This window comes from Cupriavidus sp. 2SB, assembly GCF_005503625.1.
Taxonomy (GTDB): domain Bacteria; phylum Pseudomonadota; class Gammaproteobacteria; order Burkholderiales; family Burkholderiaceae; genus Cupriavidus.
In genome coordinates this window covers 120,896-145,167 of record NZ_SCMX01000006.1, presented here as the reverse complement: position 1 = coordinate 145,167, position 24,272 = coordinate 120,896, and the positions used below count along the sequence as shown (strand labels likewise).

Genomic DNA, 24,272 nt, shown 5'->3' with positions numbered 1-24,272 from the left:
TCTTTACTCTAGAGGTGGGGAAGGTTGGAAGTTCAAAGATAGAGCCAAAGCACGAACAGCGAAAAAACTAGTCCGATGCTCGCGACTAGGCCTCCGCCTCGATAGAAATCCTTCATCTCGTTGTGAGACAGGGCGATGGTGGCGCCCACCATGCCGTCAAGCAACACGAGACGCTCATCACCATTTCTGTTCTGTTCTTTTAAGGTCTCGGTCCTTTCCTGAGCTATGTGCGCAGACGAGGCGCCTTCGCGCGTAAGGGGGTAAAGTTTCTCGCTGAAGTCAGAAAGGCTCGGAAAATCCATCGTTGGCCGAGTATTCAGACTACGGAGTTCCTGTCGGAAGGACTCCAGCAGTTCGACGCGTTGATCTTGCGTGATATAGGGCACATGGTAGGCGAAGAACGGCTTCAGGACGTCGAATCCAACATATCCTAGTGTGCCGCGCAGAAAGTGAGAGAGCAATCCAGAGAGGTCTCCGTGAACGCTTTCGGCCCCAAACATATGGGGTTGCCCGCCAAGCGTGGCAACTACCCAAGCCTTCTTACCTCTCATGCCGCCTTTGTCGTAGAAGCGCAAGCCACCATAGAATGGGCCGGACAGCAGAACCCGATCAATCCAACCCTTGAGGATTGCAGGCGTGGAGAACCAGAAGATTGGAAAAGTAAAGATGACCAGCTCCGCCCAAAGCACCAGGTCAACATGGGGCTTGACGTCAGGCGCCAATGTGCCATTTCCATAGGCGTGTCGCTGCTCAAGCGCATACGTGAGATAGTCGGGATTTCTACGGTCCGAAAAATCCTCGCTGCTTGCCACCGGATTGAACCCCAGTGCATAGAGGTCGGTAACGACCACCTCGTGGCTTTGTTTGCGCAACTCTTCAGCGGCCGCATTCTGCAGTGATGTCGTAAATGACTGGGGCTCGGGGTGGGCGTGAACGATCAATACGCGTGTCATGAAAGGCTCCAGAACTCTTCTTCGCTATGTGTAAACTTGTTGGGCATACTAAACAAGTGGGTGTATATACACGTATATGGGGACGTTGACTGCGATTAGCGCAAGTTCACTGGGTCGTCGAGGGCGTTGGGATGGAAGGGTAACCCTGTGATCCTGCTACGAAGCACGAGCCTTCAGTCGAGGGCAGCGAGTTTGCGCGAGTGGCTGGAACGCCGATTCGCCAGGGATTGTAGCGACTACGTTGTATAGGTCCCATTTGCTTTTCGACTGGGCTGGTGACTTGACCTGAACTAAGTACACGTCGTGAACCATGCGACCATCTTCACGAATTTTGCCGCCTTTAGCGAAGAAATCATTGACTGGCATCTCGCGCATCTTCCGCAAAACGGCCGCTGACTCGGTGGTGCCTGCAGCTTTCACCGCGGTGAGATAGTGGAGGGTAGAGGAGTAGTCTCCGGCCTGAATTGCCGTTGGCATCTTGCCGGTTTCCTTCAAGAAGCGTTGGGACCAAATACGCGTCTCATCGTTGAGGTCCCAGTAGAACGCCTCGGTGGAATATATGCCTTGAGTGGCCTGGAGACCGATGGCAGCTATATCAGTACTGAATAGGGCGAGGGCAACCAAGCGTTGCTTGCCGGACTTGAGTAACCCAAAGTCCGAAGCAGCCTTGACGGCGTTCTGAGCATCTTGTCCGCCATTGGCCAGCGCAACGATTTCCGCACCGGATGTCTGAGCCTGCAGGATGAACGATGAGAAGTCCGGCGTAGAAAGAGGATGGCGGGCTGAGCCCAGAACCTTACCTCCGGCGGCAGTTACGACCTTGGTTGCGCTGCTCTCCAGTGACTTGCCAAACGTATAGTCCGCTGTGAGGAAGAACCAGGATTTTCCGCCTTGCTTGCTCACGGCATGAGCTGTGCCCCCCGCCATTGCATAGCTGTCCCATGCGTAGTGCACGGTGAACTCTGAGCAATTTTCGTTGGTTAGTGCGTCTGTTCCCGCGCCATTGACGATGGCGATCCGGGACTTCTCTTCGGCTACCTTGGAGACTGCCAGAGCAACGGAAGAATTCATGAGGTCGGCGATCATGGTGACTTTGTCCACATCAAACCACTGCCTCGCTCTCGCTGCACCAACGTCAGCCTTGTTCTGATGATCCGCAGATAGTACTTCAATAGGCTTACCTAGGACTTGACCTCCGAAGTCGGCAACGGCCATCTTGACCGCCTTTAACGAACCTTGACCAGTTAAATCGGAGTATGTGCCGGACATGTCCGTCAGAACCCCGATTCTTACTTGTTCGATTGCTACACCTTGCGCCCAGCAGGGCGCCATTGCAGTTGTAGTTACAATTGCTGCGAACACGCTATGCTTCAACATGGCACTATCTCCTAAGAGGCGATGGGATCTTAGAGGAATGTCTTATTCTTGATCGGCCGATTCTGCGGCGACCTCTCGCAATCTGAACTTCTGAACCTTGCCAGTTGGCGTGCGCTGTAGAGGGCCAAAGATGAATCGATTGGGAATCTTGTAGCGCGCCATGCGTTCGCCGCAGAAGACGACGAGTTCTTCCTCTGTAACATGATGTCCCGCGCGGACATTGATGAAAGCGCATGGGACTTCGCCCCATTTTTTGTGAGGTGAAGCGACCACTGCCACTTCGAAGATAGCCGGATGTCGAATAAGTACTTCTTCAATCTCAAGGGATGACATTTTCTCCCCACCCGAGTTGATCATGTCTTTGGAACGATCGCGGATGGCGATATAGCCATCAGGGAACCGAACGGCAAGGTCCCCGGTATGAAACCAGCCGCCGGCTAGAGCTTCGTTGGTTGCTGCGGAATTTTTGAGGTAGCCACGCATTACGGTGTTACCTCTCACGACCACTTCACCAATGCTTGTTCCGTCTCGCGAAACCGGCGTATGTTGTGGTCCTACTACCTCCATGTCTTCGCATGCTGGGAACCTGACACCTGCCCGCGATTTGAGTTGGTACTTTTCCTCAACAGGGAGTGAGTCCCACTCGGCTTTCCATGCACTCATCACGATAGAGGAATACGTCTCGGTAAGGCCATAGACTTGTGTGACGTCCGCGTTCAACCGCTCGACGTCTGCAATGATCCGTGGGGCGGGGGCCGCGCCAGCCGTGAGAATTCGAACGGGCTGCTTGAACGAAAGTCCCTCTCCTCCACATTCCGCGAGCATAGACAGCACAACAGGGGCGGCGCAGAGATTGGTCGCGCCTTCTTCGTTTGCGATACGGATAATCTCTCGAGGATCCGCCCTGCGCAGAAAGAGATGACGGCCAGCCAGCAGTGTGATCGTCCACGGGAAACACCAACCGTTACAGTGGAACATTGGGAGTACCCACAGGTAGTTGGCGTGATATCGCATTGACCACGCTACCGTATTTGCCATCGCGTTCAGATATGCGCCACGATGGTGGGTGACGACCCCCTTGGGATTTCCTGTTGTACCGGACGTGTAGGACAGGGCGATGGGCTCCCACTCGTCGTGCGGCCCGCGCAAATGTGCGTTAGCCTTGCCGGCAATGATTGCGCTATCCAGAGGAATAGCGCTAGAAATCTTACCGGAGAGAAAACCTGCTGTAGTGTCATGTACCTCAATGAGCACGGGTCGCGTCGCCATGTTGCTTATCGCGGCGGCTACAGTGTCGGAATACTCGCTATCAAAAACGAGGACCTTTGATTCGGCGTGCAGCAGTTGGAACTGAATCGATGCTGCATCAAGTCGAGTGCTGATTGTGTTTAGGACTCTGCCACCAGTGCAAGCTGCAAAATGCATTTCGAGCATTTCAGGTACGTTGGGCAGCATGACGGAGACAACATCTCCGGTATCGAGTCCGGCTTGATCCAGGAAGCCTGAAAATGCACTGCACCTATCTAGTAGCTGTTGATAGGTCATTCGCCGGTCGCCATAGATAGCCGCGACGTACTCCGGATAGATCTCTGCGGTTCGACGCAAAAAAGATAGAGGCGAAAGCTGTGCATAGTTGGCCTCGGTCTTGTCCAAACCTTCATCGAACATCGATGACATTTTTCTGTCTCCTGGGAAATACCTAGAAATCGCTGATGCTATTTTTGAAGCGCTGGCTCTTGCGAGCGTCGCGTGCCTTATTGAGGGCGCGGTCTAGTAGGCTTCTTGGGGAGCATTTCCACGCTTGGACCCTACTCCGTACTTGATGTTGTCGGCTTAGGAGGTATGATAGGTGTCTACACACCTATAAACAAGGAGATGTCCTCTGTGAAAACCCCTACTGCATTGATTGTTGGCGCGGGAGATAGCCTCGGTTCGGCTCTAGCGCGACGCTTCGCACGCGAAGGACTGACGGTTTGCGTCGCTCGCCGCAACGCAGAGCAACTGGCTCCCTTGGTCGACTCGATTCGAGCGGAAGGTGGGAAGGCCCACGCATTCGGCTGTGACGCTCGTAAGGAAGATCAAATAGGGTCGTTGTTCGCGTCCATCGAGAATGACTTTGGACCGCTCTCCTTAGTTGTGTTCAACATCGGCGCGAACATCCAGTTCGGTCTACGAGAGACGACGGCACAGAAATACTACAAGGTATGGGAGATGGCTTGCTTCTCAGGCTTCCTCACCGGCAGAGAGGCTGCGAAGTACATGGCGCCGCGTGGTAGCGGCACGGTCTTCTTCACTGGTGCGACCGCCAGTGTACGAGGCGGTGAAGGCTTTTCAGCTTTCGCAGGAGCTAAGCACGGTCTACGAGCACTCGCGCAAAGCATGGCCCGAGAATTTGGTAAACAAGGTCTTCACATCGTACATCCCATTATCGACGGCCCAATCGATACGCCTTTTGTGCGTGAACGATTCCCAGAACTCGTCGCCTCGAGGCCAACCGATGGCCTCCTGGCTCCGGAAGACATTGCCGATACCTACTGGTTCCTGCACACTCAGAAGCGCAGCGCTTGGACCCTTGAACTGGACATTCGTCCGTTCCTCGAACCTATTACAAATATCTGACATATGACATCTCGGAAGGAGACAGCATGAAAACTGAAGTCGATTTCTATTTTGACTATGGAAGCCCCACGAGCTATCTGGCGTACATGCAAATGCCAGGCGTGTGCGCGCGTACGGGCGTCAAGATTAACTATCGCCCCGTTCTTTTGGGGGGGGTCTTGCAAGCCGCGACGAACGCGTCGCCCATGGATGTACCGCTGAAGCGAAAGTGGATGGTTTCGGACATGGAGTTCTTCGCAGCACGATACGGCGTTCCGTTCACGATGAACTCTCACTTTCCCATCAATACCCTGAATCTCATGCGCGGAGCCATCTACGCGCAGAAGGAAGGTTTCCTCATCGAGTACTCCGACGCGATCTTCAAGGCAATGTGGGGAGAAGGGCGAAATCTCGGTGACCTGAATGAAATTAGGGCAGTCCTGGTTGCTGCCGCTCTGCCTGTTGATGCGATACTCGCTGCAACTCAAGAGCAGGCGATCAAGGCCGCTCTGAAGAATGAGACCGAGGCCGCCGTGAAGCGAGGCCTCTTCGGGGCACCAGTGCTTTTCGTCGGTGATCGGATGTTCTTCGGACAGGATCGCGTCCAATACGCAGAAGAGGAAGTCCGCGCGCTGGAAGTGGCTTTGGTATAAAGCGGCATCGGCGGCTCGGTTGCCGCCGTGTCGCCTCTACTTCGGTTGATTTTCGAGGCGGTGCGAAGCCGCCCGTGCGATGAAGCGGGCCATCGAGTTTCGTACCAGCATCAAAATGGAGCTTCTATCGACAGAGGGCGTTGAGCCTGGGTCCGACGAAAGCGATAAGTGTTTTTCACCTGCGCTCGAAGAGTGATGCTATGAAAAAAAAGCGGGAGTGACGTACTCCCGCTCCAGAATTCAATAGTCATATCTTTCTTGAGCGGTGCGAGCGGCCACTCAAAGTTTCGAGCCGCGTCCCCCAATTGACAATTGTATGGCGTCGAATTCTACGTCGTTAGTTCCGAGATCGTCGTACATGAAGTCGCGGGTATCGTTTTTGTGAACAACCGGCTTCTCTATCGCTCGCGGCATGTCAACAGTCTTGCCGTAGCGATTCTCGAGACGTTCGACCTCGATGGGACTTAGCTTCTCGAGAGCGCATCGCATCCCTTTTAGGTGCGGGACGCCTTGTTCAGTGTCGACGAGATCCGCATCATCATCAGAGGTAATGACTGCGTCGCAGAAGTCCCACATCCCGGACATGAGGTCCTTTCCTCCATTTACCTCTGGCTTCCACCATCCGTGTCCAACCCTCACAAGACCGATTGGCATCCCAGACCTTGTGAAAACTCGTCCGTAGATTGAGCCCGTCGACGTCATGATGCGTGCCCATTCGCCCTCCGTTAGTTCCAGAAGAGTGGCCTGTTCAGGATGGACGTAGAAGCTCGGGTCGGGATTGCGCTTGCGGAGCTCAGGAATGTTACGGTGCCCAGTACGGTAGAACTCATCTTCCGGCCAACCAACAAACAGCGCGAGCGGATACTTTTCATTTGGCTGGGCAGCCTCCCTATAGTAAGGCAGCGGATCGAAGCCAAACTCGGCAAGTGTCGCGGAGTAGAGTTCTACTTTTCCCGACGGGGTTGCGAACCCTGTTTTAAGATATTGCCGCTCTGGTGTGTCGCCGGCTTGGCCACGATGCAGATTCGGTACACGTCCGGCCTTGACCACGTCGTTCCAAGTGACATTCCCTGGTTCGAGTCGGTAGTTCAGGATATCGACCGCATTTTTCCACGGAAATTTGTCACCCAAGTTCATACGCTTTGCCAACTCGTGCCAGAACGTAACGATGTTGATGCATTCTCCTGGGGGCTCCATGCCCTGCTCGCTAACCCCAGCTTGCATCGTTGGGCGCTCTAGCCAAGAATCCCCCGGGAGCACATAGTCGGAAATTGCGGCCGTAGGCGACATCGTGTGCTCATACGTAACGATGAGATCTTGATTCATCATCGCTTCGTAGATTCGTCGAGTGTTTGTGAACGCCATTAGCGTGTTGTTCGAGAGCGAAAACAACGCCTTAATCGGGTATGGATCGCCCTCTGCCATGGCTTTGAAGACCCGCATTGGATTTGCCATATAACATCCACCGACTAAGTTGGCGTAGCGTACTCCCCATACCCGCTCCGTTGCGTCTTCCAGTGGCCGCATTCCTCTGTACGTGTAGACAGGAGTGTGCTCGGCTCCTAGCTGCTTCTTCTTTTGAGTCTCAGGGAGTACTTCGTGCGCCTCTATTTCGGAGTCGGACCGAACAGCAGGATTGAAGCCAACGAAGGTGTCGCTGCCTTTAACGTCCAGGTTTCCGGTGATGGCGCGAAGCATCGACTGCAGGCGAATTGCTGAGGTGCTGTTTACCTGCTGATCGGTAATGGGTGTCCACGGAATACAAGATCCGCCGGACGTAGCGTACATACGCGCGGCCTTTGCAATAAGGTCGGCGTCGACACCGGTAATACTTGACACGAGATCAAGGGGATACTCTCGGGCTCGCTCGGCCAGTTGCTCGAACCCTACGGTCCAGTCTCGTACGAAATCCTTATCGTACAGCTCCTGTTCAATGATGTAATTAACCCAACCGAGTTGCATCGCTGCATCAGTGCCGGCCCGGAGTGGAAGCCAAATGTCCGCTCGCTCTGCATTCTCCGATTTGCGAGGGTCTTGAACGATCAGCTTTGCCCCCTTTGCTTGCGCCATGCGAATGGCCTTGTACTCCATAGTCCAGCTATGACGACGCGGATCGTGTCCTATGAGGACGATGCACTTGGAATTGAGAATGTCAGGCCGCGGATGCCAGCCGATGACAAAACGATTGACCGCTGCCGTATTGCCCGCGCAGTATGCGACGTTTGCAATAAAGTTTGGCGAACCAATGTGATTCATGAATCTACGAGTTGTACCGTTGTCACCTAGCAGCCATCCTCCACTATGGGCTACCGCGAAGGCTTCTGGCCCATATTGGTCAATTACCTTCTGCAGACGCTGGGCGATGTCATCCATTGCATCATCCCAACTGACTCGTTCCCATTTTCCCTCACCTCGCGCGCCGACGCGCTTTAGGGGATAAAGGATGCGATCATCGTTTGCAAATGCCTTTGGCGCAAAAGCTCCCTTGAGACAGAGGACATCCTTCAGAATAGGGTGATTTCTCGGAGCGACTTTGACGACACGTCCGTCCTTGACGTTTGCTTGAACCGGGCAGAAGCCATCGCATGTTCCACAGATGACGTTCTTCTTTACGATGGAATCATCTTCGGCGGTTGATTGGCGATGAGCGATGTCCGCGTCTGCAGGGCTTTCGGCTGACTGATCTAGCACGGTATCAAACATGTCTTTGCTCCTCACGTAGTCTATGTATGGTTTTATGGGGAAATCCTAGCCTTGGTTGCTGCGACTACTCCTGGCGTCGGATGCCGGAAATGCAATCAAGATCTAGAGTGGGACGACATGAATGCCTAATTTTCGAGGAATGCAATCGTCCATTTTTCAAGAGCTTCACATCCTAAATGGAGCTTTCATACATTGGCGGTAGCGATAGACCGTACATTCAAATACGCCTCCATTGCCTCCGATCCACCTTCTGTGCCAATGCCAGATTCCTTTATTCCTCCAAAGGGGAGCTCGGCAGATGGCATGGCTTGCATGTTGATCCACAACATACCGACCTCCATTTTCCGACCAAGGATGTCTGCATTCTTTAGCGAACGTGTGAAAGCGTAGCCGGATAGACCAAACGGGAGTCGATTCGATTCAGCTATTGCCTCATCGATCGCTGAAAAGCCTCGTATCGCTGCAATCGGACCAAAGGGCTCATCATTGAAAACCTTGGCATCCAACGGCACCTCACTGAGGACAGTGGGCTGCCAGAAGTAACCCTCCCGATCGAGACGCTGACCACCTAACTCCAGGGTTGCACCTTTGCTTATCGCGTCGTGCGTAAAGTCTTCCATGGCTGTAACGCGTCGCTCGTTGGCCAGCGGACCCATCTTGGTATTGGGCTCCAAGCCGTCGCCAACCCTCAGTCCGGCTCCATACTCGGCGATTGCAGTGACAAACTCGTTCTTGATGCTTTCGTGTACAAGAAAACGAGTAGGCGAAATGCAGACTTGTCCCGCGTTCCGGAACTTCGCCGCGCCGATCGATTTGACTGCCAAACCGACATCTGCGTCTTCGCAAATAATGACAGGTGCGTGTCCACCCAACTCCATGGTTACGCGTTTCAAGTGCTGCCCTGCCAGAGCTGCCAATTGTTTACCAATAGGCGTTGAGCCGGTAAAAGTTACCTTTCGGATGATGGGATGCGGAATGAGATAGTTGGAGATTTCTGAGGGATTCCCAAAAACTAACCCCAGAACTCCTTGCGGTAATCCCGCATCGGCGAACGCGCTGACGAGGGCGGCCGGTGAGGCGGGCGTTTCTTCCGGAGCCTTCACAATCATAGAGCAGCCACATGCCAATGCCGCCCCTAGCTTTCGCACAATCTGGTTGATAGGGAAATTCCAAGGCGTGAATGCCGCTACCGGTCCTACAGGATCTCTTACGACAACCTGTCTTGTTGAATTGTTGAATCGCGACGGAACTACTCGCCCGTAGATGCGAAGCCCTTCATCGGCAAACCAATCGATCATATCCGCAGCTGCGAGAATCTCGCCTTTTGCTTCGCTTAAAGGCTTTCCTTGCTCAAGGGTGAGCAGTGGAGCGATATCAGGCATCCGCTCGCGAAGAATCTTCGCCGCATTACGCATTACGATGTTGCGTTCAATGGCTGGCAATTCGCGCCATGTCTCGAAGCCTCTTTTCGCAGCAATGACTGTTCGCTCCAGGTCTGCCACTGCCGCATGCGCCACACGACCGATCTCGGCACCAGTCGCAGGATTAAGGACTGAAATGGTCTTGCCATCCGCAGCGTCCAGCCATTTGCCATCGATGAAGAGTTGAACGTCGGGATAACTCATGCTTGTTTGCTCCGCAATCTTGTTCGTGACAACTAATTCATGGTGAAAACAGCCCTAGTTGCTTCCTCGGCCTCCTGGGCGACTGCAGGTCTGTGGGGTGGGGCGCCCATATTCAGGGTTTCTGACAATGGGCCTTGGCACACCAGGAAGAGATTGCTGTCGCTCTTTACTGACCTTCGACGCGACGGGATGCCGCCCAAGGGTGATCGTAGGCATGGCCGGACTCGCGGCTAGGGCAAGAGACCGACGGGTGAGTACGGCTAAGGATGGATGGATCGTAGCTTCCCTTTGGGAAGCTGTCAACTTTACCAGGCGTGAAGCACGCCTTTGAGATGGCGACGCCAGTGATCAGCGTGATGTGGATGTAGACCAACTATTCCGAGCGAATGTTGGGGGGGGCAATCAGGACTCCGCGCACGCCGCGAAATCGTGGCAATGCGCGGAATACTTCTTTCTTGAATTTAATGGGCGCTATGTTTTGCAGAACCGATGCCGGTCTGTGCCCTTACCCATTGAGCATCGAACGAAAGTCTCTCCGTCTGCCCTATGGTGGATCCATCCAGCCTCGATACCAGCCATGCGATAAAGAAAGCAAGGGGCATGGCGAAAAGCGCAGGGTGCTCGTAGGGAAACACTGGGCTGGAATTGTTAAGAACATCTACCCATACAGCTTTCGAAAGGACCACCAACCCCACCGCTACAATCAATCCCGAGACACCGCCAGCTAGTGCGCCGCGGGTTGTAATGTTGCGGGAATAGATCGTCATGAGGAGCACGGGAAATGTAGAAGAAGCTGCAATCCCGAAGGTAAGGGTGGTCAAAAACGCAACGTTCTGCTTTTCAAACAACGTGCCAAGTACTACCGCCACCACGCCAAGACCTAGTGTAGCGAGGCGAGATACGAGCATTTCGCTCGCTTCATCCGCTTTTCCTTTCCGAATGACGTTCGCATAGAGATCGTGAGAGACGGCGGACGCTCCTGCCAAGGCAAGTCCGGATACCACCGCAAGAATCGTAGCGAAAGCCACAGCAGAGAGTAGTCCCAGCAAAAAGTCGCCGCCCACGGACGCGGAGAGATGCATTACAGGCATGTTGGAGCCACCGATAAGCTTTCCGCCGACGTTACCGCCCTCAAAGTAGCGAGGATCGGAACCAATAATTGCGATCGCACATAGACCAAGAACGCAAATCACGATGAAGAAGAAGCCAATTAGACCGCTAGCAACAAATGCGCTTTTGCGGGCAGCTTTTGCATCAGCGACGGTGAAGAAGCGCATCAGAATGTGCGGCAGAGCAGCCGGGCCAAGTAAGCAGCCGATGGACATCGAGATTGCGGAGACGGGGTCTGCCATCATGCGACCTGGACCCATGATTGCGATGCCATCGCGATGGACTGCCACGGCCTGTCGAAACACTGCTTCGATGCTGAATCCGAATCGAGACAGGCACAGCATCATTAGGGTAACCCCGACTCCCACAAGCAGAACGGCTTTGATCATCTGGACCCATGTGGTGGCGAGCATGCCGCCAAACGTTACATAGATAACCATCAGAACGCCGACAATCATTACCGCATAGCGATATTCCAGGCCAAACAAAAGACGAATAAGCTGCCCGCCGCCGACCATCTGCACAACGAGATACAAACAGACGACAATAAGGGAACTGACAGCGGCAAAGATTCGCGTTTTTGTTGGGTCTAGGCGGACCGAGACGACATCGGCGAACGTGTAGCGACCTAGGTTTCGTACGGGTTCGGCAAGGACGAACAGAATGATAGGCCAGCCTACGAATACGCCGATTGTGTAGACAAGGCCATCAAATCCACTGGCAAATACGAGCCCCGACAGTCCAAGCAACGTCGCGGCGGACATGTAGTCGCCGGCAATCGCAAGACCGTTCTGCCCACCTGTAATGGCACTGCCGGCACTGTAAAAGTCGGAGGACGAACGAGTCCTTCTAGACGCCCACCATGTTATGCCTAGCGTGATCAGCACAAACAAAAGGAAGAGCGAAATTGCTGTGATATTTGGCTCGCCAGGCTTAGCAGCGCCGGGCGTCGCCGATAGGACATTTCCAGAGAGGAAAGCAAGCGCCATAGCAGATGAAACGTTAAAAGAAGTGCGCATCATCATGCTTTTACCTCGCCCAAAATCTCGGCGCTCAGGCGATCAAACTCTCCATTTGCCCGATACACATAGCAGCCAGTGAGCAGCCAAGAGAACACAATGACGAATGCGCCCAGTGGCCAGCCGACGCTGGTTACTACGTCGGTTGCCAGGGGGGTGCGAAGAATATCCGGTCGGAACGACACCATCAGAATGAAGGCGTAGTACACCGCGAGCACGGCGCTTGTGAGGGCTAGAGTAAGCCGGGTCCGTTTTTTAACGAGTTCCCTAAATCGGGGGCTGGAAGCTATCCCCTTTTCGACATAAGTCTCCACCTTAATTTCCTCCATTGTTGAAATTCCGTTTTTTTGCCGGAAGTGTCTTTTGAGGCTCTGTTTAGGAAAGTTTGCCTACGCAGATCGCCAACAACTTCCTTTTGGGAAGTAATGTAGGCTTCGGCGGGGAGCGTGTCAATCGGGTAAGCCCTGACAACTTCCGAAAGGGAATCAATCTGGCCGTAGGTGGTACAATCGCAGGGACTAGCCCTGCATGTTGGACGACGCAGCCGGCTCAATCCTTTTCCCAACAGGACCATGAAGGAATCCGAGATAGGCGGCTTGACCTGCTCAGTAGCACGGACTGTGGGCATCCTTGGGGACGCTTGGACACTCTTAATTGTCCGTGAGCTCTTTTTGGGCACACGCCGCTATGATGATTTTCTGGCCTACACAGGGATGGCGCCAAAACTCCTGGCTGCGAGACTTAGGCGTTTGACCGACGCAGGCGTGGTGCAAAAGGTTCTGTACACGGAAAAGCGGTATGAATATCGACTGACCCCTAAGGGCCGAGATCTGTATCCGGTGATCGTGAGCATCACTCAGTGGGGTGATAGATGGACGAAGGCCGAAGATGAGCATGAAGCACCGCTCAAATTGACCCACAAACTGTGTGGACACACGATAGGTGCGAACCTCGTCTGCGTTTGCTGCGGGGAAAAACTAGACCCTCGTGGCGTCGAGGCCACTCAAAGCGCAGCGTTGCGAGCTGAAAGGGATAAAATGCGGGAGGAGTTCATGGCAGCGCCAATACGAGCAAAGCAAAAGGTCAGCCACAAGTAACCCTGCTGTTTCCTGCTCTCTTGTCCGCTTGGCAGTGGGTTCACACTGAACCGGGTGATCTGCCTCGCTAGCCAATATGAAAGCTGCGGCGCGCGACCGGCAATGTTCCTGCGCGGCGAATCGGATACCGTCGCTTCACGCAGCGCGAATGATGACTTGGTCATCAATCCTGCGGCCAACGGACTGAAGCCGTGGGCTTTTATGCTTGCTCGTCGGATGTCTGGCCGCTGAAGAGGCTGAATAACGCGGCCCTGTAATTCAGAACGTAATCGATCGAGCAAGAAAGGCCTGGTAATGCCACGCCTTTTCGTTTTGTTTGTCCACCTTTCAGGTTTTCTTGCTCGCTTGCCATCAATCGCCCAGAAACCCCAGAATGTCTTGCGACGTCGGTGGCTGTTTGAAGGGACTTGGCATAGGGCAGTTTGCGCCTTCTCAATACCGGCGGTTTCCCAATGCGCACTCGCCGCAGATGGGAACTCTTCAAACGAGATAGATCTGCCTAAGACGTCCTTGATGTTGTAGCTTAGACTCCGCCCCAGGCGGTACTTGAAGGCGGTTCGCCGAGCGATGTCACCAAGCTCAACTGTAGCCGGTCGAATGGTGCGACGTTGCCAATTGAGTCTCGACCAGTCGTAGCGAATCGCAGAATATAACGATTCACTTTCTGTGCTTTCGTCCTCGCCCGTCGACTAGACTTGACAGCCTAGCTGTGCACCGAATTTCGTTTGCAATCGCCACCCCGTCGTTCAGTATTACATCGGACACTACAGCACAAAAAGTCCTGCCAGAGCGTGCGTAGATGTGCCCTATTTCTTCCATATCGGAGAACCCTTCACCTTTGCCGAAGCCGGCTTGGCCGAGAACTATTGTTCACTAGCCAGTGAGCGGATTCTTGCCGAATCGCTTCTTGGTCGCCGGTACCTGGTTGGCCGACACCTACGATTCTGCGCAAGCTTTTCAATTGAAGGCGGCATCACCGTGTCGATGGCGTTCAATCACAACGGCATCGAGAGATGCGTTCGTCGACCAGAGATGATCATAAGGGTTTCCCCTGCGAATAGCGGGCTGTGACCCACACGAACTCAGTTGCTCCTATAGTCGTGGCCACTCCCGCACCGAACGGGAAAATCAAAAAGATTCTGGAGACAACCCATGAAAGCAATTCGCGAATCTTACGCTCGAATGCTCGGCCGTTCCCGTGAGACGGTAGGGAGGCATGCCGTGCGCAAGCTGGCTGTCGCGTCTATGTTCATCGTCACCTTTCTAACGCCGGCAGCGTCCTACGCCGCAGTGGACGTTGTGCGCGCCAAGTTGCTTGCCTCGAAGAATGCTTGTCTTGGATGCCACGCGGTGTCCATGAAGCTCGTCGGGCCGTCGTACAAGGAGGTCGCGGCGAAGTACAAGGGAACCGAACCGGCCAAGCTGGCCGACAGCATCAAAGCGGGAGGGAGCGGCAAATGGGGACAACTCGAAATGCCGCCGCAGCCCAACCTATCTGATGCAGACGCCAAGCTGTTGGCGGAGTGGGTGCTGAATGGAAGTCCAGACAAATAACAGAGTCCGGCACGAGTCCGCTAAAGGGCCGCTGATACCGAAAACGCAGGAGACCCCCACTATGCAAACCACTCTGATTTCGCAAGTTCGCGACCACAGGAACGACACGCCTAAGAATGGCCTATCGCTCACGCGCAGGAATCTGCTCAAGGGTACAGGCGTGTTAATCGGCACGTTGACCGTGGGTAGCCCCTTGGCATTGATGGCACCCTCCACCGTATGGGCGCTCGAACTCAAAGCGCTAAGCAAGGCCGAGGGCGACGCGCTGCTTCAGATGGGACGTGTATTGTTCCCGCATGACAAGTTACCCGATGCAGTGTACGCGCTGCTTGCCAAGGATCTGGACCAAGCTGCGGCAGCGGACGCACAAGTGGCTAAGCAACTGCGTGACGGTATCGCTGCACTAAACCAGCAGGCGGGCGGTAACTTCATCAAGGCGGATGCGAATCTGCGACTCGCTGCCGTTAAAGCACTCGAAGACCAGCCCTTCTTCAGCACGGTGCGCGGCAAGTGTGTGACATCGCTCTATGACAACGAGATGGCGTTCTCCGCCTTTGGCTACCCCGGCTCTGCATGGGAGAAGGGCGGCTACATCATGCGCGGGTTCCAGGACTTGAAATGGCTTCCTGAACCCCCGGCAAAAGCCAGTCCCGCGCCCTATATGGGCTGACCTCGTCGCGAGATCAATGCAGCAGGCACATATCCCCTAGCCAGCCTCACGGCGGCTGGAAGAAAACTGACCGCTATCACGCTCGGCGGTTTGACACAGGACGCAAGCATGGCAAAGTTTGACTTCAAGGACGACTCGGTTGTAGTCATTATTGGCTCGGGTGCAGGTGGTGGCACACTGGCAAATGAACTGTGCCAAAAAGGCATCAAAGTACTTGTCTTGGAGGCAGGTGGCAAGCAATCCAACGCTAGTTTTGTCAACGACGAATGGAAGGCATTTAGCCAACTGGCGTGGTTAGACAAACGCACTACCTCGGGGAGCTGGCGCGTCGCAAAGGACTTTGCCGGCTTGCCCGCCTGGATCTGCAAGACCGTTGGCGGTACCACCACCCACTGGGCTGGAGCATCGTTGCGATTTCAGGAGCACGAGTTCCGCACGCGCACCGTCTATGGGGACATCAAAGGGGCCAACTTGTTGGATTGGCCGCTGACGCTCAAGGAGCTGCAACCCTATTACGCCAAGGCCGAAGACAAGATGGGCGTTACTCGCACCAATGGGATTCCGGGCTTGCCAGGCAACAATAATTTCAAGGTGATGTACAACGGTGCCACCAAGCTTGGGTATAAAGAAGTGCATACCGGCAATATGGCCATCAACAGCCGGCCACGGAAAGGGCGTGCCCGCTGCATGCAACTCGGTTTCTGCTTCGAGGGCTGCAAGAGTGGCGCAAAGTGGTCGACTTTGTACACGGAACTGCCCGAGGCAGACGCAACCGGCCGCTTCGAATTGCGCACGCAATCTCACGTGACACGTATCGAGCACGACGACAGGGGGCGCGTCAACGCCGTGATCTACATCGACCAGGACGGTAAGGAGCAACGTCAGAAGGCACGTATTGTTTGCGTGGCCGGCAACGCCATCGAAACGCCCCGCCTTTTGCTAATGTCCTCGTCGAACATGTTCAAGGACGGTCTGGCCAACTCCTCGGGCCAGGTGGGCCGCAACTACATGCGGCACATGACGGGATCTGTCTACGCCGCGTTCAACGAACCAGTGCACATGTATCGTGGTACCACCATGGCCGGAATCGTGCGCGATGAGGCACGTCACGATACGCGCCGCGGATTCGTCGGTGGCTACGAAATTGAGACCGTCGCACTGGGCATTCCCTTTATGGCGGCATTCCTCAACCCGGGCGGCTGGGGGGCGGATTTCACTTGGTGGATGGACCACTACACAAACCTGGCGGGTGCATGGCTGGTGGGCGAGGACATGCCACGCGAATCTAACCGCGTCACCCTCAACACCGACGTGAAGGACCAATGGGGTAACTACGTGCCGAACGTGCATTTTGACGACCACGACAACGATATTGCCATGCGCAATCATGCCTACACGCAAGCTGAGCGCATTTACGGTGCAGTGGGTGCGATCAAGACCTTTCGTACGCCACCGTATCCTTCAACCCATAACATGGGTACCGCCCGTATGAGTTCCCGCCCTCAGGACGGGGTGTGCAACAAGTGGGGGCAAACACATGACATCCCGAACTTGTTCATCAGCGACGGCAGTCAGTTTACTACCGGTGGCTCCGAAAACCCGACGCTCACCATCGTAACCTTGGCTATTCGCCAAGCCGACTACATCGCCTCGCAAATTTCACGACGCGCTATCTGAGTATCTTTGGCGTACTGCGCCGCACCTGAAAGGAGAGTCCGATGTGTGAATTCTTCGTCAACGCCGACCCAATCCTCTACGAGTCACGGACCCGCTCTATCCGCATTCATGGGGTGCAGTCGAGCATTCGTCTTGAGAACTTTGTCTGGGACACCCTTTCCATCTTAGCGGCGGAGGAAGGTATGACGACCAACGCCCTGATAGTCCAGTTCCACGACGAAATCCTGCGGCACCGAGGCGACGTACTGAATTTCACCTCGTTTTTGAGGGTTACTTGCCTGCGCTACTTGCGGCGCAAGTGCGACCAGCTTGGGGGTGCCAAGGCAACCGAAAATCCGCTTGAGCTCCCCTTGCTGCCGCAACCTGAGACGGCACACACCACCCACTAACGTTCTTGTCCCTGCAACTATGGCTAAGCTCATCCATACGATGGTCCGCGTGCGCGACCTCGACGCATCCCTCACTTTCTACCGCGAGGTCCTCGACATGTCGCCGGCACATACTCTCGACTTTCCAGATTTCGCTCTGGTCTACCTGCGCAATGCCGAGAGCGACGCCGAAATCGAGCTCACCTGGAACAAAGGCCGCCAGGAGCCCTACACCCACGGCGATGGATACGGACACGTGGCTGTTGTCGTGGACGATGTGACCGCCCATCACGCCAAGTTGGTCCGGGCTGGCTATCAGCCGCTGGATGTCAAGGAGTTCAAGGATGGCGACACGCTGTTGGCGCGCTTCTTCTTTATTCAGGACCCCGATGGCTACAAGATCGAGATCCTGGAGCGTCATGGACACTACCGCTGATGTGGCATCCCCACGGTGTCGCCGATGTGAGTTCAGAAAGTTGGCCTCAGTATTCCACTAGTCTCTGGCGCCAGACAAGCAAGGACATGCAAACATGATCCCCCCACCTGGTGCCGTTCTGTCGGCCTCATTGAGTGACATCGAAGAGCGAATTCTAGCCTCGGCGCCAACAATCGAGCGTTGGTTTCGCCAAGAGTGGATGGAGCATGCGCCGCCGTTCTATACCTCGGTGGATCTCCGCAATGCAGGTTTCAAGCTGGCGCCTGTCGACACCAATCTCTATCCCGGCGGCTGGAATAACTTGCCGACTCAGGCGTTGCCACAGGCGGCGCTGGCAGCCCTCGCAACGGTCAAGAGATACTGTCCCGAAGCACGAAGACTCCTGCTTGTGCCAGAGAGTCATACGCGCAATGCTTTCTACCTTAAGAACGTAGGGCAACTGCAAGGGATTCTCTCTCGGGCTGGCCTCGAGGTTCGGCTGGGCACCATGAATGCGGAGATCGCTGCGGCTACAAGATTTGACCTTGGAGACGGTCAGCACGTCACGCTTGAACCACTAGTTCTCAATGGAGGACGTTTATGTCTCGCAGATTTCGACCCCTGTATCGTTCTTCTCAACAATGACCTGAGTGCCGGTATCCCTGCAATCCTTAGCGAATTGCATGGTCAATGTATGCTGCCGCCATTGCATGCTGGTTGGCATGTACGCAGAAAGAGTCAGCATTTCAAGTCCTATCACGAGGTCGCAGTCCGTTTCGGCATGTTGCTTGGCATTGACCCATGGCTGATTAATCCGCTATTCAGCCATTGCGATCGACTCGATTTTTCCACCGGTCTAGGTGTAGGCCGGCTGCAATCCAAGGTTGATACTCTCCTCGCCGAGATTCGCTGGAAGTACGAAGAATACGGCGTTAAAGAACAGCCTTTTGTGGTAGTCAAGGCCGACAATGGTACTTATGGTATGGGCATCATGACGGTACGGGACGCCAGCGAGCTGGAGCAGTTAAACCGGCGAGCTAGGAACAAGATGGCTACGATCAGGGATGGTCAAGAGGTCTCCGAGGTGATCATCCAAGAAGGCGTACACACTGGGGAGAGCATCTGCGGTGCTCCTGCTGAGCCAGTCGTGTACATGATGGGCCGCGATGTGGTGGGTGGCTTCTACCGAGCCAACGCCCGCAGAGGGGTGGACGAAAACTTGAATGCGCCGGGAGCGGTATTCGTGCCGCTGGTATCCCAGGCGAGCGATCCGTTGACAATTCCGCCTGGGGCGACGCCAGTAGTGGACACCGCCAACCGCTTTTATCCATACGGCGTCATTGGTCAATTGGCCGCACTCGCCGCGAGCTACGAGCTCGAAGCCACCTGTCTTCGGGCCAATGACGTGAGATTCTGCCTAGATGAGACGATCGAATAATGACGCTATTACCTCTTCACGCGTTTGCCGACAACTACATTTGGGTAATGCATGACGAGCGACAAGCGTGGGCAGTAGACCCTGGTGATGCTCAAGTGGTGCTGGATTACCTCAAGCTGCATGAACTGGTCTTGGTAGGAATACTGATAACGCACCACCATCTGGACCACACAGGTGGGGTGGAAACGTTGCGGCTACACACCGGCGCTGCCGTCTATGGTCCGTTTCTGGAGTCCATTCCCGAGCCCGCGCAGCGATTGCGGGAAGGCGATCGGCTTGAGGTGCTGGGGCAGCAACTTGTTGTGATCGAAGTGCCGGGCCATACAGCGGGGCATATTGCCTACTACATTGACGAGATGGCAGGTTCGCCCGTGCTGTTTTGCGGTGATACGCTATTTTCTGGTGGCTGCGGAAGGTTGTTCGAAGGGACACCCGCACAGATGCTCGCTTCGCTCGACAAGCTGGCAAGGCTTCCACCGCAAACTGAAGTTTGCTGCGCCCATGAATACACGCTGAGCAACTTGCGTTTTGCACAGACAGTGGAACCTACCAACCATGCGCTAGCCCACTACAGGCAGCAATGTGAATTACTTCGCGCAAATGGCCAGCCTACCGTCCCCAGCCGGCTGGGGCTGGAATTGCAGGTTAATCCTTTCCTGCGCTCCCGTCATGCAGCGGTACGGGCGGCAGTAGCTGGACGCATGGCAGATGCAGTCGATGATGTGTCGGTATTCGCCGCGCTTCGCGAATGGAAGAATAACTTCCAGTGAGGGCAGGCAGGCGTATCTTGGCCGGACTGTCGGGTAATGCAGGTTGGGTAGTCGAGAACGGCGACGAACCAGTTCATCCGCGAGCACGAAGCGCCCCCAATGGGTGATCCGTGTTCGCTTCAACGGAAAACGAGACTTTCACCGTAAGGAGAAGCGCCGACCGGTCGAGGCGTGTCTGCCACACGGTTGCCAACCAAGTCGTTCGCAAATGCAATCAGCGAGCGGTCGAGTTCCACACGCTCACGTGCGTAGATGACCGATTGCCGATGGAGCGAATGGTCGGCGAACTTAAACACCGGCTAGCAGACCAGGATCTGCCATGTCTCGGTCGACTGAATTGCACCGCCGCCTCACCACAGACCGTTGTTCGGTACGAACTCTCGATTGTTGTCGTGGACAACTGGTGTCTGTCAAAAAAGACTTCACCGGGCGCCCACCAACATTGGAGTTAATTCCAACAATGGAGTGTGGTAGAGTCAAACGCATGAATTCGAAGCCACTTACGCGCACCCAGCGCCGTGCAGCCGAGATGCGGCGAAGCATCATTGACGTAGCCGCTGCGCTGGTTGCTGAACAAGGTGCTGCAGCGCTCACCACTGAAGAAGTGGCTAGGCGCGCAGATGTAGCATTGCAGACTGTCTACAATCGGGTCGGCGGCAAGCCTGCGCTTCTTTTGGCCATTACCGAGCTGGCGCTTGAAGAAAACAGGAAGTTCGTTGATGAGGCCTACGATAGTCAGGGCACTGCAAATGAGCGGATTGAGCGCGCCGGCGTTGCCTATGTACGTTTTGCGCTAGAACGTCCACATCAATTTCGGGTGATGTCTAATCCACCTGATGATCCTGCGTCTATAAGCCGCGTTGTCGGCCTTATTCGAGAGCAAACTGGAAGGTTGGCCGCAGCTTTGCGGGAGGCCGTCCAGGCCGGAGAGGCCGAAGAGGGACTTGATGCGGAGGCAGCAGCGATTGCCATGTGGGGGATGATGAATGGCGTACTGAATCTTGCTGTACGTACTGATTCACTTCGCATTGATGACAATATGAGGGACAGGGTAATCGATACCGCTATTACTTTGATCCGACAAGGCCTGCAATCCCCAAAGGGCAGCAAGCAAAATTAAAAGAACTAACCTCACCGTTTAGGGACGTAGAAGGAATAGAGCATTCCTCAAGTAGGCGGGCTACTTTCCCTGTCTGCGTACCCTTGTAAATTGCGAGCAAGGCCTAGTGCCCTAAAAGCTGCAGGTCCTACGCTCCGCATGTTCTGCCTGCGGGCTATGCGTGCGCCCGCTATGGCCTATGGCCCTGCATGGCAATTGTGTGAGTCTTACTAGAACTCAACGAAGTTCACATCTAAATCTCTTCGAGATCGATTCCGGCTGTCATGGTCGATCTGTTTGAGCGCTGATCGTCTGCGCTGCCCACACTTTGTCCCCTGGCTCGAGGTCCCTTTTTTGGGGGGAGCAATCCGTCCTGCGTGAGTAACTTCAGGAGCGCTGGCGGGTCAACAGGCCGTCTCTCGCTCTCTCGCTAGGTGGCAAGCATGATCACCCCATTTCGTGTTGCCGCCAGCACCGACCCTCATCGTTGTGGGGTGCTGTGTGCGAGTAAGGGATTTCATGTACTTGACTGTAATATGCCCCATATATAGAGTTAATTACAACATTGGAGCTAACTCTATATACACATGACCACAGCAGACCGGTTAGACGTCACTTTTCCGTCTGGAGGCCAGAAATGCAGCGCATGGCTCTACCTGCCTGACGGGAAGCAGCAACCAGCCCCCGTGATTGTGATGGGGCACGGGCTAGGTGCGGTTCGCGCAATGCGCCTCTCCGCCTACGCAGAACGTTTCCAAGCAGCAGGCTATGCCTGCCTCGTATTCGACTATCGCCACTTCGGCGACAGCGAAGGGCAGCCCCGTCAACTACTGGACATCAAGAAGCAGCGCGAGGATTGGCAGGCGGCGATCGACTTCATACAGAAGCAACCCGAAGTGGATGGAAGTAAGGTTGTTCTGTGGGGCACATCGTTTGCCGGCGGGCATGTTATCGCTACAGGAGCTAACAACAAGCAGGTGGTCGCCGTCATTTCGCAATGTCCGTTTACCGATGGACTTGCATCGGCGATGGCGTCGAGTCCCGTTTCTTCCATTCAGGTGACGGCCTTGGCCATCATGGATCAAGTGGGGGCATGGTTTGGGGCCAAGCCGCTCCTTGTTGCGCTTGCAGGTAAGCCACACTCGGCCGGGCTGATGACAGCGAATGACGCCCTGGCCGGCTATCTGCAACTAGTGCCGACAGACTTGAATTTTACGAACAAAGTCGCTGCACGCGTGGCCTTGCGTATCGTCAATTCCTTCCCTGGTCGCAAAGCCCGCGAGCTCGCATGTCCCGTCCTCTTTTGCGTTTGTGAGCCCGACACGATTGCGCCATCGAAGGCAACCATCAAGCACGCACTGAACGCCCCTAAAGCTCAGATCAATCTATATCGCGAAGGGCACTTCGACATCTACGTCGGCGAACCATTTGAGCGAGTCATCGCCGATCAGCTGGCATTTCTTCGGCGTAACGTCCCGATGCCTTCCGCCAGTTGATCGTTAGTTCCAAAAATTTCCATAAAATATTGGAGAGAGAAGTGCCAAATTTCAATTTTGCTGGCCGCGTAGTTGCCATCACGGGATCAACCGGCGGTCTTGGATCTGGGCTCGCGAGTCAGCTTCGGGCACGTGGCGCTCGCCTTGCTTTGTTTGATCTGGATCAGGATGCTGTCAACAAACAGGCGGAAGATTTGGGCGGGGAAAATCATGCGAAGGGTTGGCGCGCTGACGTCCGATCATTTGAGGACCTTAGCCTCGCCATGGAAGGCGCCGCCAATCATTTTGGACGTATCGACGTCGTGATTGCCAACGCTGGCGTCGAAGTTGTGGCACCTATGGCTAAGACCGATCCCAAGACCTTCGAACGTGTCATCGACATCAATCTGAATGGCGTTTGGCGAACGTTCCGCGCTGGGCTTCCATACGTTCAGCGGGAAAAAGGGTATCTGCTCGGTGTTTCTTCCCTGGCGGCATTCTTTCACTCGCCGTTGCAAGCGTCTTACACCGCCAGCAAAGCCGGCGTCTGGGCTCTGTGCAACAGCATCCGAATGGAGGTGAAACATCTGGGCGTCGGTGTCGGAAGCGTTCACCCGACGTTCGTCAATACGGCCATGTTGGCGAACATGCACGCCGACCCCGCTGGTCTCAAGCTCTGGGAGGGAAATAAGAGCCTATTTTTCAAGTCGATCACCCCTGAAGTGGTGGTCGACGGAATTGTTCGCGGCATCGAGCGGCGCAGTCAAACGATCGTGATTCCCTCCTCGAACAACCTTCCTGTGCGAGCTCCTGGGTTGTTCCGAGGTGTTATTGAAAAATTTGGATTTAAGCAAAAAAACATCACAGAGGCGATTGATCTGGCGAGCTACCGATAACGCGGATTCGAGCTTCGCTTGGCTATAAATAATCAGACTTTAGGTGATCGACTTAGTTGATCAAATCGGAATATTAAAAAAAGGAGAAGACATGAATCAAGAGATTGCGTCACACAACGAAAGTCATATCGGCGTTTTCCCCGTCGGCTTTGCCATCGGAGCGGAAACAACGCACATTGGCATCAACGAAGTGCCCTTCGTCGAAGTTGCCGAGGGTGTCGAATTGCAACTTCTCCATGTCGACCTCAATGTCGGCATGTGGATCAATCGTACCCGCCTTCGGCCCGGAACAACGGTCCCCACTCATTTCCACACAGGCATGGTGCTCGCGGTAACGCTTGAGGGGAGTTGGCATTACCTAGAAAGCCCCAATCAGGTTAATACTCCCGGTTCCTATTTGTTCGAACCCGCTAGCTCCGTGCACACGCTACATGCGCCTGAGGACCAAGAGGGGTCAATGCTGACATGGTTTGCCATTTGGGGGGCCAATGTTAATTTGGATGGGCAGCAGAATGTCACAGCGGTCCTCGACGCGCATGCAATCCTCACCATTTATCGGTCGCTTTGCGCGCAGGCGGGTCTTGACTGCAGCCGTCTCATTGTCGTCGGAGAGGCGTGACGTGCTTCGCGTTTGCTTTACGGAGTGAAGGGTTGCAGCTCCCTTTGCTCATCATCGTCCTATTGGCGCTGCGAGTGGCGACTGCTTGGCGCAAGAAGAAATACTCGAAGAGCATTTCATGTTGATAGATGACCGCAGTCGCGTAAAGAATGGGGT

General features: G+C 54.8%; 21 protein-coding genes and 1 pseudogene. 14 read left to right on the top strand and 8 right to left on the bottom strand.

Features of this window, described 5'->3' with window-relative positions:
- Positions 1–32: 32 nt before the first annotated feature.
- The 3 genes from FFS21_RS04720 to FFS21_RS04710 all read right to left on the bottom strand — a co-directional run bounded on the left by FFS21_RS04720 (position 33) and on the right by FFS21_RS04710 (position 4,007).
- Positions 33–953, bottom strand: coding sequence for an NAD(P)H-dependent oxidoreductase (locus FFS21_RS04720; protein ID WP_137923778.1), 921 nt, complete (start codon positions 951–953; stop codon positions 33–35).
- Positions 954–1,109: 156 nt separating this feature from the next.
- A complete protein-coding gene (locus FFS21_RS04715; protein WP_137923777.1) occupies positions 1,110–2,330 on the bottom strand; it encodes an ABC transporter substrate-binding protein in 1,221 nt (406 codons plus the stop codon).
- A 42-nt stretch (positions 2,331–2,372) separates the two neighbouring features.
- Positions 2,373–4,007, bottom strand: a complete 1,635-nt coding sequence (locus tag FFS21_RS04710) for an AMP-binding protein (protein ID WP_137923776.1) — start codon at positions 4,005–4,007, stop codon at positions 2,373–2,375.
- 198 nt (positions 4,008–4,205) lie between these two features.
- Here FFS21_RS04710 and FFS21_RS04705 point away from each other — a divergent pair, with 198 nt between their 5' ends.
- Both FFS21_RS04705 and FFS21_RS04700 read left to right on the top strand, forming a co-directional pair.
- Positions 4,206–4,949, top strand: a complete 744-nt coding sequence (locus FFS21_RS04705) for an SDR family oxidoreductase (protein WP_137923797.1) — start codon at positions 4,206–4,208, stop codon at positions 4,947–4,949.
- Between the two features lie 26 nt (positions 4,950–4,975).
- Entirely contained in the window at positions 4,976–5,581 is a 606-nt protein-coding gene (locus FFS21_RS04700) for a 2-hydroxychromene-2-carboxylate isomerase (RefSeq protein ID WP_137923775.1), read from the top strand.
- A gap of 279 nt (positions 5,582–5,860) precedes the next feature.
- On the opposite strand, the gene FFS21_RS04695 is transcribed toward FFS21_RS04700, so the two are convergent.
- The 4 genes from FFS21_RS04695 to FFS21_RS04680 form a co-directional block, all read right to left on the bottom strand.
- Positions 5,861–8,284, bottom strand: a complete 2,424-nt coding sequence (locus tag FFS21_RS04695) for a molybdopterin-containing oxidoreductase family protein (protein ID WP_137923774.1) — start codon at positions 8,282–8,284, stop codon at positions 5,861–5,863.
- 185 nt (positions 8,285–8,469) lie between these two features.
- A complete protein-coding gene (locus FFS21_RS04690) occupies positions 8,470–9,909 on the bottom strand; it encodes an NAD-dependent succinate-semialdehyde dehydrogenase (RefSeq protein ID WP_137923773.1) in 1,440 nt (479 codons plus the stop codon).
- Positions 9,910–10,370: 461 nt separating this feature from the next.
- Complete coding sequence (gene actP / locus FFS21_RS04685; protein WP_212745213.1) at positions 10,371–12,038, bottom strand: cation/acetate symporter ActP; 1,668 nt, start codon at positions 12,036–12,038, stop codon at positions 10,371–10,373.
- Positions 12,039–12,040: 2 nt separating this feature from the next.
- Positions 12,041–12,367: a DUF485 domain-containing protein gene (locus FFS21_RS04680; protein ID WP_212745211.1), complete on the bottom strand. Its 327-nt coding sequence runs from the start codon at positions 12,365–12,367 to the stop codon at positions 12,041–12,043.
- Positions 12,368–12,610: 243 nt separating this feature from the next.
- Between FFS21_RS04680 and FFS21_RS04675 the strand changes: the two genes are divergently transcribed.
- A complete protein-coding gene (locus tag FFS21_RS04675) occupies positions 12,611–13,135 on the top strand; it encodes a winged helix-turn-helix transcriptional regulator (protein ID WP_137923771.1) in 525 nt (174 codons plus the stop codon).
- Between the two features lie 866 nt (positions 13,136–14,001).
- Here FFS21_RS04675 and FFS21_RS32380 read toward each other — a convergent pair.
- Positions 14,002–14,071: pseudogene (locus FFS21_RS32380) on the bottom strand (HU family DNA-binding protein); the annotation flags it as partial.
- Positions 14,072–14,380: 309 nt separating this feature from the next.
- Between FFS21_RS32380 and FFS21_RS04665 the strand changes: the two are divergent.
- The 11 genes from FFS21_RS04665 (at position 14,381) to FFS21_RS04615 (ending at position 24,116) form a co-directional block, all read left to right on the top strand.
- Positions 14,381–14,689: a c-type cytochrome gene (locus tag FFS21_RS04665; RefSeq protein ID WP_137923795.1), complete on the top strand. Its 309-nt coding sequence runs from the start codon at positions 14,381–14,383 to the stop codon at positions 14,687–14,689.
- A 61-nt stretch (positions 14,690–14,750) separates the two neighbouring features.
- Entirely contained in the window at positions 14,751–15,359 is a 609-nt protein-coding gene (locus FFS21_RS04660) for a twin-arginine translocation signal domain-containing protein (protein WP_137923770.1), read from the top strand.
- A gap of 108 nt (positions 15,360–15,467) precedes the next feature.
- Entirely contained in the window at positions 15,468–17,036 is a 1,569-nt protein-coding gene (locus tag FFS21_RS04655) for a GMC family oxidoreductase (RefSeq protein ID WP_137923769.1), read from the top strand.
- A 41-nt stretch (positions 17,037–17,077) separates the two neighbouring features.
- Positions 17,078–17,425, top strand: a complete 348-nt coding sequence (locus FFS21_RS04650) for a ribbon-helix-helix domain-containing protein (RefSeq protein WP_137923768.1) — start codon at positions 17,078–17,080, stop codon at positions 17,423–17,425.
- Positions 17,426–17,444: 19 nt separating this feature from the next.
- On the top strand, positions 17,445–17,840 hold the full coding sequence (locus FFS21_RS04645; protein ID WP_137923767.1) for a VOC family protein: 396 nt from the start codon (positions 17,445–17,447) through the stop codon (positions 17,838–17,840).
- 94 nt (positions 17,841–17,934) lie between these two features.
- Positions 17,935–19,257 (top strand): glutamate--cysteine ligase, encoded by a 1,323-nt coding sequence (gene gshA, locus FFS21_RS04640; RefSeq protein WP_137923766.1) that lies wholly within the window; start codon positions 17,935–17,937, stop codon positions 19,255–19,257.
- Positions 19,257–20,027, top strand: coding sequence for a hydroxyacylglutathione hydrolase (gene gloB, locus FFS21_RS04635; protein WP_137923765.1), 771 nt, complete (start codon positions 19,257–19,259; stop codon positions 20,025–20,027). Before gshA ends, gloB begins: the two co-directional genes overlap by 1 nt.
- A gap of 403 nt (positions 20,028–20,430) precedes the next feature.
- The gene (locus tag FFS21_RS04630; protein ID WP_249359137.1) at positions 20,431–21,147 is read left to right on the top strand and encodes a TetR/AcrR family transcriptional regulator; all 717 of its coding nucleotides are present in this window, start codon (positions 20,431–20,433) and stop codon (positions 21,145–21,147) included.
- Positions 21,148–21,713: 566 nt separating this feature from the next.
- A complete protein-coding gene (locus FFS21_RS04625; protein ID WP_137923763.1) occupies positions 21,714–22,622 on the top strand; it encodes an alpha/beta hydrolase in 909 nt (302 codons plus the stop codon).
- Positions 22,623–22,663: 41 nt separating this feature from the next.
- Positions 22,664–23,497, top strand: a complete 834-nt coding sequence (locus FFS21_RS04620; protein WP_137923762.1) for an SDR family NAD(P)-dependent oxidoreductase — start codon at positions 22,664–22,666, stop codon at positions 23,495–23,497.
- Between the two features lie 91 nt (positions 23,498–23,588).
- Entirely contained in the window at positions 23,589–24,116 is a 528-nt protein-coding gene (locus tag FFS21_RS04615; RefSeq protein WP_137923761.1) for a 2,4'-dihydroxyacetophenone dioxygenase family protein, read from the top strand.
- Positions 24,117–24,272: the final 156 nt, after the last annotated feature.